The following is a 12,169-nucleotide window of genomic DNA, read 5'->3' on the forward strand; positions in this document are numbered from 1 at the left end:
GTCCAAGGTCCCGTCAGGAACGCGTCCGGGGGGTGGCACATGCCATCCCCCCGGTCATGTCGGCACACCCTCAGGTCTGCGGACGGCTGCCGTGGTTCGCGCCGTTCTTGCGGCGGGCCTTCTTCTTGCGACGTCGCTTCGAGGACATCGAACCTCCTGGATCAATAGTTTTCGCCCACTATCCACCGGATTGCCAGATCCGGCCAACGAGCCCCTTACCCACCGACGCGTCGGCAAACACCCGATGGTGATCCGGACAGGTGGCGTACGTCACGGCGTGCGACAGCCGGCGCACTCCCCGTCGGGCCCTCTGCGTCCGGTTCGGGCGGCGCTCCGGCCTCCATGGACAGCCGTCGACCCGCTGTGATGTGATCCGTTCGGCGGAACGGCCCCGTCTGGCGCTGCTCACCGGGCGATCCTCAGGTGCGTCGCGCGAAGGCGGCCCGGGCCCCTCGTCCATGTCCACCGACGCTCGATCACCCGTGGGTCCCCGCATCCCCACGGCGAGCGCCCGGGTCCGTCCCCCCAGGCTCGAAAGTTCCGTACACATGCAGAAGACCAAAGCCGCACTCTGGGAATTCCTCCAGGGGCTCGGCAAGACGTTCATGCTCCCCGTGGCCCTGCTCGCGTTCTGCGGCATCATGCTGGGCATCGGCTCCTCGCTCTCCAGCGAGGCCGTCACCGACAATCTGCCCTTCCTGAAGGCCGACGGCTTCCACCTCGTCTTCACCTGGATGGCCAACACGGGTCTGGTGGCCTTCACCTTCCTGCCCGTCCTCTTCGCGATGGCGATCCCCCTCGGCCTCGCCCGCGAGGACAAAGGCGTGGCGGCGTTCTCGGGTTTCGTCGGTTTCGCCGCCATGAATCTCGCGGTGAACTTCTACCTCACCGCCAAGGGTGTCGACTTCGAGGACGACGCCGCCATCGAGCACTACGGCATAGCCGATGTGCTCGGTGTGCAGTCCATCGATACGGGACTCCTCGGCGCCGTGGCCGTTGGCATCGTTGTCAGCCTCCTCCACCAACGCTTTCGTACGCAGCGCATGCCTGACGCACTGGCCTTCTTCGGTGGGCTGCGCTTCGTCCCGATCATCTCCGCTCTCGTCCTGAGCGTCCTCGGTCTGCTCATCCCCCTGGCGTGGCCGACCTTCAACGGCTGGATCACCGCGGTGGGCCGCGGTATCGGGCACACCGGCGTCTTCGGGCCGTTCTTCTTCGGCATGGGAGAGGTGCTGCTGCGCCCCATCGGCCTGCACCACATCCTGGTGGCCATGTTCCGGTTCACCGACGTCGGCGGTTCGGGAGCCGTGTGCGGGGACAACGTCTCCGGGGCCCTGAACATGTTCTACGCGCACCTCGACTGCGCGGGCGCGCCGAATGCCGCCGTCACCGACGCGACACACTTCCTCTCCCAGGGCAAGATGGCGTCCTACCTCGGCGGCCTGCCGGGCGCCGCGCTCGCGATGTACCACTGCGCGAACAAGAAGATGCGCCCGGAGATCAAGGCACTGCTCGTGTCGGGGGTCGTGGCCTGCGTGGTCGGCGGCATCACGGAGCCGCTGGAGTTCCTGTTCCTCTTCGTCGCGCCGTGGCTGTACGCCATCCACGCGGTCCTGGTGGGGCTCGGCTTCCTCACGGCCGCCCTGCTCGGCGTCTTCATCGGGAACACGGACGGCAACGTCATCGACTGGCTGGTCTTCGGCGTCCTCCAGGGATCGACGACCAAGTGGTACCTGGTGCCGGTGATCGCGGCGGTGTGGTTCGCCGTGTACTACTTCCTGTTCCGCTGGGCGATCAACCGCTTCGACCTCAAGACCCCCGGGCGCGAGGAGGAACAGGACGACAAGGACGATGAGCCCGTCGCAGCGGACGCGACGCAGGAGCCCGCACGCGAGCTGGTCGCAGGGAAGTACGACGCCGCCGCCATCCTCGACGCGATCGGCGGCGCCGGCAACATCCGGTCCCTCGACAACTGCATCACTCGCCTGCGCATGACGGTGGGGGACGCGGCGCAGGTGGACGAGGCGCGGCTGAAGAAGCTCGGCGCCGTAGGCGTGATCAAGCTCGACGGCCACAACGTGCAGGTCATCATCGGGCCGCAGGTCCAGTCGGTGAAGGACGCCATCGTCACCATGATCCCGGTGGGCTGACCATGACTGCCCCCTCCCCCGCCTCGCCGGATCCGTACGGCTTCGGCACCCTCGTGGACCGGCACGGCACCTGGTGCACACAGTGGGACTACGTCGAGGACCGCTTCGGCGTGCCGGGCCTGCTGCCGTTCACGATTTCCGACATGGACTTCGAGACCGCCCCGGAGATCATGGCCGCACTCCACGGCCGGCTTGACCACGCAGTGCTGGGTTACTCGCGGTGGCGGCAGGACGACTTCCTCTCCGCGGTCGTCCACTGGTACGCGACGCGGCACGCGACGGCCGTCGACCCCGCGTCGATCGTCTACGCGCCGTCCGTCGTCTACCAGCTGTCACAGCTGCTCCGGCTGTGGTCGGGCCCCGGGGACGGAGTGGTCGCCCACACTCCGATGTACGACGCGTTCCCCAAGACCGTGGCGGCCCACGGGCGCCGGCTCCGGGAGTGTCCGCTCGACGACTGGGCCGAGCTGGAGCGGCTCCTGGCGTTGCCCGACACGGCCGTGCTGCTGCTGTGCTCGCCGCACAACCCGACGGGCAAGGTCTGGACCGCCGACGAACTGGCCCGGATGGCGCGGCTGTGCGCGGAGCACGGCGTGGCCGTCATCAGCGACGAGATCCACGGCGATCTGGCCCATCCCCCGCACGTCCACCGACCCTGGCCCGGACTCGGCGGCGAGGGCCGGTGGGCGGTGATCACCTCGGCGTCGAAATCGTTCAACATCCCTGCCTTGACCGGGAGTTACGGGATCATCGGCGACCCCGCGTCGCGCGACGCCTATCTGCGGCAGCTCAAGGAGGCCGACGGTCTCTCCTCCCCCGCCGTGCTGTCACTGGTCGGGCACATCACCGCGTACAGGGAGGGGGCACCCTGGCTGGACGCCTTGCGTACGTACCTCGCGGGCAACCTCGCGATGGTCGCCGACCGTCTCCGCGGGGAGTTCCCGCAGCTCGGCTGGGAGCCTCCGGAGGCGGGGTACCTCGCCTGGATCGACCTGCGACCGCTCGACGTCGACGACGGCGCGCTGCAACGCGAACTCGTCGAGGTGGAGAAGGTGGCCATCATGCCGGGAGCGGCGTACGGCTCTCCGGGGCGGGTCCGGCTCAATGTCGGATGCCCCCGGTCCAAGGCGGTGGCGGGCGTCGAGGCACTGGTGCGCGCGCTGCGCCGGCTCACGCAGGCCGGTGGGTGACCGGCCCTCGCCCCGGTGAGGTCTGCCCCACCGGGGCCGGGCGGCGGCCCTGGTACTCCAACAGGTGCGGCGGTACCGCCGAAGGGCTGGGCTGAGCGCCACGGTGATCCGCGGAGAGATCCGTCAGTAGCTTGCCTGACCAGAGCTCTTGGTGCCGACTACACACGAGGTGATCCGCTCCGAGCTGTGGCGATGACAGCGGGGAGGACGGCGAGCGAGATGGCGCCGGCGGCGAGGGCGAGGACGGGGTAGCCGGCAGCTGCGACGACGATGCCGGAGGCCATGCCGCCGGTGGCTCCGGCGATGGCCAGGCCCGCATCCGCGGCACTCGCCACGCCGGTGAGCCCTGAATCGTCGATGGGCGCCCCACGCGGGCATCGGATGTGTTCGCATGGCGGATCTTCACCCACGCCCTGCGACGAGGGACACGAAGAAATCCGGCTGGAGCACCAGGAGGAGGCGGGGCATTTTGCCCGCGCATGGTTCCGCGCCAACTCTTGACATCTATATAATTGCCATATGCATCAATCGTCGTCCCCGGCAGGCCCCACCGACGAGCAGCGCATCGAAAGCGCTGCCCGGGGCCTCCTCCGAGGCATCGGACGGCTCTCGCAGACGCTCTTCCGCACCGGGGACTTCGGGCTCAGCCGCAGCCAGGTGGCCGTACTCGACGCCCTGGAGGACGGCCCCCGGCGGGTGACCGCTCTTGCCGCGTACACGGGCATGTCCCAGCCCCGCGTGACCGTGGTCCTGCAGAGCGTCGAGGAGCGCGGCCTGACCACGCGCGAACGCCGCGCCGCCGACCGACGTGTCGTGGAGGCCTCCCTGACCTCTGCCGGACGGGACCTGCTCGACCGGGGGCGCCGCCGGATGGCCATGGCGCTCCTGCGAGGCCTCGACGCGGGCGTCGACGACTCCGAGCGCGCCGTGGGCGCCGCCCGGAACGCTCTCACCACCCTGCTCGACGCGATGGATTCGGAGCCCAGTTGATCAGCCCAGGTACCGCGCCGTCGGACACGGCGTCGGAACTCGCGCCCTCCGCACCTCCCACCCGCACCCCCGTGCCCGCCGTCGTACCGCATCGGGTGGGCGGGCCACGGCGGCGCTGGGACTGGATACTCGCGGCAGACCCCGGCCTCGGGCAGCTCCAGGCGGGCTGGCGCACCCTCGTCGCGATGGTGACCTCGCTCGCGGTCGGCTACGGGATGGCGCGGGCCCTGGACGTCCCGGCCATGATCGGCATGATCGTCGGCGGGATGATGGGCCTGATGAGCGCCTTCGCCGTCGCCGAGAACACCTGGCAGCGGCTCACCCGCGCCATCCTGTGGATGCCGTTCCCGTACGCCGCCGTCCTGTGGGCGGCCGCCGAGCTGCACGACGACCGCGGCCTGGAGATCAGCCTGATGGTCGCGGCGCTTGCCCTGACCTTCTTCCTGGCCCGGTTCGGACAGCTGTCTCTGCTCACGGGCATGATGCTGTTCAACGGCCTGATGGTCGGCATGATGGCGGACATCCCCACCGCCATGTGGGGCAAGGCGCTCGCCGTCGCCCTGGTCTCCGCCGGGGCGGTGCTCCTGACACGGCTGCTGTTCTGCTACCCGATGCCGCGCGAGGACCTGCTGCGCACCCAGCGCGCCTTCGTCGTGGAGGCACGCCGGGTGGCCGACGCGGCCGTCGAGACGCTGGACCCCGACGCCGACCAGGAGCGGGCCGTGCGCCGTATGGCACGTGCCCTGCACCACCTCAACGTCACCACCGTCACCATCGACGGCCGGCTCGCCCAGCCGGAGGTCGCCGCGGACCCCGGCATGGCCGAGCTGCTGCACCGCCACCTCTTCGACGCCGAGCTGGCCCTGCGCGGTATCGGCCGGGCCGTGCAAGACCTGGCCCGCCTCGACGCGCCGCCGCACCTGCGCGAGGCAGTGGCCGTCGGCCTCGTCATCGCACGGGACACACCCCTCGGCAGCGCGCAGGGCCTGCGTCCGGCCGCCGAACGCATCCGCCGCCAGGCCGAGCACCTGCGCGAGCATCCCGGTACGGGCGACAGCTGGGCGGAGACCGTCGAGCTCGCCTGTCGCGTGGCCCATCTCCTCGACTCCCTGGCCGGATCGCTCTCCCACTGGCTCTCGCTGGGCTGGAGCTCCCCGGAATCCCCGGCGCAGGTCCCCTTCCAGCCGACCGTGGCCCTGGAGCGCAACCGCCCCGCCGGGTCGGCCGGCGCGACGCAGCGCGTGCTCGCCGCGCGCACGGAGAAGAGCTGGCGGCGCGCTGTCCCCTTCGTACGCGCACCACTGCACGCGGGGGTCGCCGCCGCCATCGTCTGCCCGATCACCGACGCGATCGACCCGCAGCGCTTCTACTGGGGTCTCGTCGGCGTGATGATCACCCTCTTCGGCACGAACACGACGCACGAGCGGCTGCGCAAGTTCGGCCACCGCATGGCGGGCACGGTGATCGGTGCCGTACTCGGCGTCGCTCTGCTCCATCTCCTGGGCCACGGCCACGTCTACGGGACGCTGACGGTCATCGTTGCGGGCCTCACCCTCGGGGCCTGGGGGATGCAGCGCGCGTACGCCCTCTGGGTCGTCGGGCTCGTCGTCGCGCTGGTGCAGTTGTACGGACTGACGACGCCCTACGGCGGCATGGACCACCTGCTCGGCGAGCGGCTGCTGGACAACGGCCTCGGGATACTCGTCGCGACCGCCTGTGCCGCACTGATCTTCCCGCTGTCGAGCCGCAGGATCACCCGGGAGGCGGAGCGCGGCTACGTGTCCGCCGTCGGCACGCTCGTCTCCCAGCTCGCCCTGCGCTGGGAGGACCCCGATGCCCCCGTACGGCTCCGTGGAGCCGCCCGTGGGGTGGACTCCGCCCTGTTCGAGGTCCTGAGCCTGGCCCGTCCGCTGGTCCGGATGCCACGTGGTCTGCGGGGGCGTGACGCGGACAACCGCACCGCACTGCTCACCACGGCGACGGGCCATGCCCGCGCCCTCGCGGCGGCGGCGGACATCGACATCGACCTGGCCCCCGGGCCGGCCGAACGGTTCGCCCGCATCACCACGACGCTGAGCCGTTCGCTGCGTGCCCTCGACCGCTCGCTGACGACCGGTGAGCCCGAGGGGGGCTGGCAGCGGGTGGGCCCGCTGGTACGGGAATTGAGGGCGGACCTGGACAAGGCGCCGCCCGGACCACGGGCGTCGCGCATCCGCACGACGCTGCGGGAGCTCTCCGCACTCGACGAGACACTCGCCGGGTACGCGGAGCGGTGCGGGCTCGCGGTGAACGACAACCCGCCCGAGCACACGACGAGTTCACCGATGGAACGCCGCACCCGGGCGCTCGTGGCGGAGTGGTCCCTGCGGCCGACGACACGGGCACCGGGCGCTCCGGGGAACGCCACTCGCACCGCCACGGCCACCGCCCCTGCCGCACCACGGACGAACCCGGGGCCGGGCCCGGTGAGCGGCGCGGAGACGGCCGGAGTGACCGTCGCGGGCACCGTCCGGTGCGCAGCGCATCCCGCGGGGTGTGCGGGATGGGTCACCGTGATCGACGCACGGGGGAAGCGGGTCGCGGCAGGGCCGGTGCGGTCGGGCCGGTACCGCGTCGACGGGCTCCGGGCGGGGAGCCACACGCTGATCGTGTCGGCGACGTCCCACGCCCCGCACGCGGAGTTCCTGTACGTGCCGGAATCGCGGGAGGCCGGCCCTATCGGCCACGACATGCGGCTGTAGCCGGCGCGAAGGCGCGCCGCGCCGTCACCGGCCCTGTCAGTGCCCGGCGGCCGCCTTCACCAGCGCGACCGCGACACCGATCACCGCGTCGGCCAGACCCGCCAGCACCGCCAGAAGAACGCCGCCTCCCATGCGCAGCCCTCCCGCGCAGCCCCAGGCGAAGAGTGAGGCGATGCCCACTCCGGCGGCCGTCGTCAGGGCGGCGGACAGGGACAGGACGTCCAGCGCCGCGAGGGTGATCAACACAGCCGGGCCGACCGCGCAGGACAGCAGCGGGCTGCTGACGTACAGCATGCGCCGCAGGTCGTGGCCGGTCGCGAGCCGGCGGTGGACTGTGCGGTGCGCCTGCTGGTCGGCGACGAACGCCGCGAGCCACAGCCCCAGAGCGGTCGTCAGCACCGTGGCCAGGGCGCCTGTGGTGCCGGCTTCGCCCAGGGACAGGCCGACCACCACGGCGATCATCGTGATCGTCGCGTAGATGCGCTCCTTGAGCCGGTCCGCCGGCGCACCCGCGGCCTGCTCGGGCGGCAGTCCTGACCGCCGGTCGTCCGCCATGTGGTTTCCCTCGTACGTCACGGGACGGCGGACGTCGCGCGTCCCTGGTCCGGCACCGCGGCAGCCCTACGGAATGCGCCGTGGCCACGGCCACCAGCATGCCCTGTCAGCGGTCCGAAACCCGGAACCACGAGACCGCCGCGGCGGGTGTCACGCCTCGGGCCTCCTTACCCGGCGCAGCCGGACGGCTGTGAGAAGCCCTCGTCCAGGAGTCCGGCGACCGCCGTGCGCAATGCCGTCCACGAGCGTGAGAAGAGATCCACACCGGCAACGCCGGTACAGTGCCGCCAGGGCCTACAAGGACGTCCGTCATCCGGGCGCGGGTGCCCCCGGCCTCACTGTGGCTCTCGCGGGCCCTCCTCGAGTTGGGCTCGGAGGGAACGGGCCAAGTCGTCCGCCTGGTCAGCCGTTACCCGCTCGGGCTCCGGTCGGCCGAGCAGCCGGAAGACGCCCGGCCCTCGTTGCTCGGGAGGCAGGTCCGTCATGCGCGGCACGATGTGGAAGTGCGCGTGGGCGAAACCCTCGGCTTCGGCGAACTGGACGACGTAGGTCTTGGCGCAGCCGGTCACGCTCCGGAGAGCCCGGGAGAGCCTGACCTGCCATGTCCCCAGGGCGGCTGCCTCGGCGTCGGTGAGCTCGTGGACGGCGGTGACATGGCGGCGGGGCAGGAGCACCAGCCAGCCGGGCACCGCCGTGTCGAAGGCGTGGGCCACCCGCCAGTGCTCGTCGGACGCGACGCGCTCGCGTGGTGGGAGTTCGCCGAACTGTGCTTCTCTGCCGCACGCGTAGCAGTCGGGAGCCGTCATGGACCCAGATCGTAGAACCACCCCTCGCCGCCAGACGGGTGTTCGGGCACATGGAGACGAGGTTGATGTCTACTTACGTGATACATCGGCGAGTTCACCGCGACGCGAGCAGAGAGGGCACCGCCCATGGGACGGCCTGCGATGTCAACACCCCTGCCGGGGAACACGAAGGTGCTGTCCATCGGGCTGCATCCGAGTGCGCTCGACTACAGCCGGATGCCCGACGGTCTTGACGAGGCCGCGCTCACCGCCCGGATCGAGGCCGGGAACACGGCACTGCGTGAGGCGGGGTTCGATGCCGTCCCGTGCCTGATCGACACCTCTCCGGACCGCGCCGAGGCGACCGTCCGGAAGCATCTCCAGGAGCATGCGTTCGGCTTGGCGATGATCGGTGGTGGCGTACGCATGGCGCCGGAGAACACTCTGCTGTTCGAGCGGCTGGTCAACGTCCTCGCCGAGGCGGCGCCCGGGATCCGGCTGTGCTTCAACACGTCACCGGAGACCACGGTCGATGCGCTGAGGCGGTGGATCCGGGAGTGAGGGGGGAGAGCCTGCGGTCCGGCCCCCGTCCTGCCACCCGGCTCGGTCGTACCGCGCCGGGCGGCAGGCTCCCGGATGTCAGAGCGACGTCATGACGTGCTTGATCCGGGTGTAGTCCTCGAAGCCGTACGCGGAGAGGTCCTTGCCGTAGCCGGACTTCTTGAACCCGCCGTGCGGCATCTCGGCGACGAGGGCCATGTGGGTGTTGATCCACACACAGCCGAAGTCGAGCTTCTTCGACATCCGCATCGCCCGCGCGTGGTCCTTGGTCCACACCGAGGAGGCCAGGGCGTACTCCACGCCGTTGGCGTACTCGACGGCCTGGGCCTCGTCCGTGAACGACTGGACGGTCATGACCGGTCCGAAGACCTCCTGCTGGACGATCTCGTCGTCCTGACGAAGGCCCGAGACGACGGTCGGGGCGTAGAAGTACCCCTTGTCGCCGACCCGGTGACCGCCCGCCTCGATCCTGGCGTGCCCGGGCAGGCGCTCGATGAACCCGCTGACCTGGGCGAGCTGACCCGCGTTGTTGAGGGGCCCGTACAGCACGTCCTCGTCGTCCGGGAGACCGGTCCTCGTCCCGGCCGCGGCCTTGGCGAGGGCGGTGACGAACTCGTCGTGGACCGACTCGTGGACGAGGACGCGGGTCGCGGCCGTGCAGTCCTGACCGGCGTTGAAGAAGCCGCCGACCACCAGGTCCTCGACCGCCTTCGCCAGGTCGGCGTCCTCGAAGATGACGGCGGGAGCCTTGCCGCCCAGCTCCAGGTGGACCCGCTTGACGTCCTTGGCGGCGGACTCGGCGACCTGCATACCGGCCCGCACCGAGCCGGTGATGGAGGCCATCGCCGGGGTCGGGTGCTCCACCATCAGCCGGCCGGTGTCACGGTCGCCGCAGACCACGTTGAAGATTCCGGTGGGGAGCTCCAGCTCCGTCAGGACACCGCCGATGATCTCGGCCATCAGCACCGTGGACGCCGGGGTGGTGTCCGAGGGCTTGAGGACCACCGCGTTGCCCGCGGCGAGCGCGGGCGCGAACTTCCACACCGCCATCAGCAGGGGGTAGTTCCAGGGCGCGACCTGCGCGCACACACCGACCGGCTCACGGCGGATGATGGAGGTGAGGCCCTCCATGTACTCGCCGGCCGAGCGGCCTTCGAGCATCCGCGCCGCGCCGGCGAAGAAGCGCACCTGGTCGATGGCGGGGGCGACTTCCTCGCTGCCGGTGAGGTGGAGCGGCTTGCCGGTGTCCCGGCTCTCCGCGGCGACCAGGTCGTCCGCCCGTGCCTCCATCGCGTCGGCGATCTTCAGCAGCGCGCGCTGGCGCACGGACGGTGTGGTGTCGCGCCAGACGGGGAATGCGGCGGCCGCGGCCGCCATCGCCGCGTCGACGTCGGCCGCCCCCGAGAGCGGGGAGGTCGCGTAGACGTCACCCGTGGTGGGGTCCACCACATCGAGCGTACGGCCGTCCGAGGCGTCGGCGAACGCACCGCCGATGTAGTTGCGGAACGTGGTGCTCATGGAGGTCTCTCCCGGTCAGGCGGTGGTGCGGGCGGAAAGGTGTTCGTGGACGGGGGTCCGGTGGCCGTCCTCGGCGAGGACGAGGGCGCGTCCGGGCGGAGGAATCAGTGGGCCGTTGCGGGTTCGGTGACGGGGCCCTCCGCGCCGCCGGTGATCGAAGGCACCGGGGAGTCCGAGGCCCGGACGAAGCGCGGTCCGTCCGGTCCGTACACGGCCCGCGGTTCGGGGAACAGGGCGAGCAGTGCGAGGTAGAGGACGGTGGCGAGGGCGAGGCCCACCGGCAGGGAGATGTCCGTGCCGTTGGCGAGGTCACCGAGCGGGCCGACGAACTGGCCGGGCAGGTTGGTGAAGAGGAGCGCCACGACGGCCGAGACGAGCCAGGTGGACAGGCCACGCCAGTTCCAGCCGTGCGTGAACCAGTAACGGCCGCCGCGCTGACGGCGGTTGAAAACCTGGAGCGCCTCGGCGTCGTACCAGCCACGGCGGGTGACGTAGCCCAGCGCCATCACGATCATCCACGGTGCGGTGCAGGTGATGATCAGCGTCGCGAAAGTGGAGATGGACTGCGCGAGATTGAGCGCGAAGCGGCCGACGAAGATGAACGCGATGGACAGGACGCCGATGAAGAAGGTGGCCTGGACGCGACTGAAGCGCGTGAAGACGCTGGAGAAGTCGAGGCCCGTGCCGTAGAGGGCCGTCGTACCGGTGGAGAGGCCGCCGATCAGCGCGATCAGGCAGAGCGGCAGGAAGTACCAGCCGGGCGAGATCGCGAGCAGTCCGCCCACGTAGTTGGGGGCCGCCGGGTCGACGTACTTCGCGGCCTTCGACGCGATGATCGACGCGGTGGCCAGGCCGAAGAGGAACGGCAGCAGGGTGGCGATCTGGGCGAGGAAGGCGGCCCCCATCACCCGGCGGCGCGGGGCCCCGGCCGGAATGTAGCGGGACCAGTCGCCGAGGAACGCGCCGAAGGAGACCGGGTTGGAGAGCACGATCAGCGCGGCGCCGATGAACGACGGCCAGAACAGCGGGTCGGCGGTCGAGGCGAAGGCTCCCGCGTAACCGGGGTCGAAGTCACCCGCGAAGGCGAACGCGCCGAGGACGAAGAGGAACGACGCGGCCAGCACCGCGATCTTGTTGACCAGCAGCATGAAACGGAAGCCGTAGACGCAGACGACCAGCACGAGTCCGGCGAAGACCGCGTACGCGACGCCGTACGTGAGATCCGATTCGGGGAGGTCGACGAGACGGTGCGCGCCTCCGACGAGCGCGTCCCCCGAGGACCACACCGAGATCGAGAAGAAGGCGATCGCGGTGAGCAGGGAGAGGAACGAGCCGACGACCCGGCCGTGCACGCCCAGGTGCGCGGAGGAGGAGACGGCGTTGTTGGTGCCGTTGGCCGGTCCGAACAACGCCATCGGGGCGAGCAGCAGCGCACCCGCGACGAGGCCGAGGACGGTCGCGGCGAGGCCCTGCCAGAAGGAGAGGCCGAAGAGGATCGGGAAGGCGCCCAGCACACAGGTCGCGAAGGTGTTGGCGCCGCCGAAGGCGAGCCGGAACAGATCGACCGGGCGGGCCGTGCGGTCCTCGTCCGGGATCCGCTCGACACCATAGGTCTCGATTTCGGTGATCGAGGTCGTCACGGGCGCTCCACCTTCCGTTCATGCGTCGGGGCGTCCCAG

General features: G+C 70.7%; 11 protein-coding genes and 1 pseudogene. 5 read left to right on the top strand and 7 right to left on the bottom strand.

Annotated elements, in window-relative coordinates:
- Positions 1–70: 70 nt before the first annotated feature.
- Positions 71–148: a 50S ribosomal protein bL37 gene (locus ACIBCU_RS25470; protein ID WP_371604899.1), complete on the bottom strand. Its 78-nt coding sequence runs from the start codon at positions 146–148 to the stop codon at positions 71–73.
- Positions 149–548: 400 nt separating this feature from the next.
- Between ACIBCU_RS25470 and malX the strand changes: the two genes are divergently transcribed.
- On the top strand, positions 549–2,150 hold the full coding sequence (malX, locus tag ACIBCU_RS25475; RefSeq protein ID WP_399234209.1) for a maltose/glucose-specific PTS transporter subunit IIBC: 1,602 nt from the start codon (positions 549–551) through the stop codon (positions 2,148–2,150).
- 2 nt (positions 2,151–2,152) lie between these two features.
- Positions 2,153–3,340, top strand: a complete 1,188-nt coding sequence (locus ACIBCU_RS25480) for a MalY/PatB family protein (RefSeq protein WP_399234211.1) — start codon at positions 2,153–2,155, stop codon at positions 3,338–3,340.
- Positions 3,341–3,498: 158 nt separating this feature from the next.
- Here the strand turns inward: ACIBCU_RS25480 and ACIBCU_RS25485 are convergent, their stop codons facing one another.
- Positions 3,499–3,675: a hypothetical protein gene (locus tag ACIBCU_RS25485; RefSeq protein ID WP_362927655.1), complete on the bottom strand. Its 177-nt coding sequence runs from the start codon at positions 3,673–3,675 to the stop codon at positions 3,499–3,501.
- Positions 3,676–3,859: 184 nt separating this feature from the next.
- On the opposite strand from ACIBCU_RS25485, the gene ACIBCU_RS25490 reads away from it, so the two are divergent.
- A complete protein-coding gene (locus ACIBCU_RS25490; RefSeq protein ID WP_362927656.1) occupies positions 3,860–4,330 on the top strand; it encodes a MarR family transcriptional regulator in 471 nt (156 codons plus the stop codon).
- Positions 4,327–7,071 (top strand): FUSC family protein, encoded by a 2,745-nt coding sequence (locus ACIBCU_RS25495; protein ID WP_399234214.1) that lies wholly within the window; start codon positions 4,327–4,329, stop codon positions 7,069–7,071. The genes ACIBCU_RS25490 and ACIBCU_RS25495 overlap by 4 nt, the downstream gene beginning before the upstream one ends.
- A gap of 36 nt (positions 7,072–7,107) precedes the next feature.
- Here the strand turns inward: ACIBCU_RS25495 and ACIBCU_RS25500 are convergent, their stop codons facing one another.
- The 3 genes and pseudogenes from ACIBCU_RS25500 to ACIBCU_RS25510 all read right to left on the bottom strand — a co-directional run bounded on the left by ACIBCU_RS25500 (position 7,108) and on the right by ACIBCU_RS25510 (position 8,432).
- The gene (locus ACIBCU_RS25500) at positions 7,108–7,626 is read right to left on the bottom strand and encodes a hypothetical protein (protein WP_362927658.1); all 519 of its coding nucleotides are present in this window, start codon (positions 7,624–7,626) and stop codon (positions 7,108–7,110) included.
- Between the two features lie 170 nt (positions 7,627–7,796).
- Positions 7,797–7,889, bottom strand: a pseudogene (locus tag ACIBCU_RS25505) (maleylpyruvate isomerase); the annotation flags it as partial.
- A gap of 72 nt (positions 7,890–7,961) precedes the next feature.
- Entirely contained in the window at positions 7,962–8,432 is a 471-nt protein-coding gene (locus ACIBCU_RS25510; protein ID WP_399234217.1) for an HIT family protein, read from the bottom strand.
- 141 nt (positions 8,433–8,573) lie between these two features.
- On the opposite strand from ACIBCU_RS25510, the gene ACIBCU_RS25515 reads away from it, so the two are divergent.
- Positions 8,574–8,972 carry a hypothetical protein gene (locus tag ACIBCU_RS25515; protein ID WP_399234219.1) on the top strand — a complete coding sequence of 133 codons (399 nt, stop codon included), beginning with the start codon at positions 8,574–8,576 and terminating at the stop codon, positions 8,970–8,972.
- A gap of 78 nt (positions 8,973–9,050) precedes the next feature.
- Here ACIBCU_RS25515 and ACIBCU_RS25520 read toward each other — a convergent pair whose 3' ends face one another.
- Together ACIBCU_RS25520 and ACIBCU_RS25525 are read right to left on the bottom strand one after the other, a co-directional pair.
- Positions 9,051–10,490, bottom strand: a complete 1,440-nt coding sequence (locus ACIBCU_RS25520; RefSeq protein ID WP_399234221.1) for a gamma-aminobutyraldehyde dehydrogenase — start codon at positions 10,488–10,490, stop codon at positions 9,051–9,053.
- Positions 10,491–10,594: 104 nt separating this feature from the next.
- Positions 10,595–12,130 (bottom strand): purine-cytosine permease family protein, encoded by a 1,536-nt coding sequence (locus tag ACIBCU_RS25525; RefSeq protein ID WP_399234223.1) that lies wholly within the window; start codon positions 12,128–12,130, stop codon positions 10,595–10,597.
- Positions 12,131–12,169: the final 39 nt, after the last annotated feature.

Source organism: Streptomyces sp. NPDC051064, assembly GCF_044455985.1.
Taxonomy (GTDB): domain Bacteria; phylum Actinomycetota; class Actinomycetes; order Streptomycetales; family Streptomycetaceae; genus Streptomyces.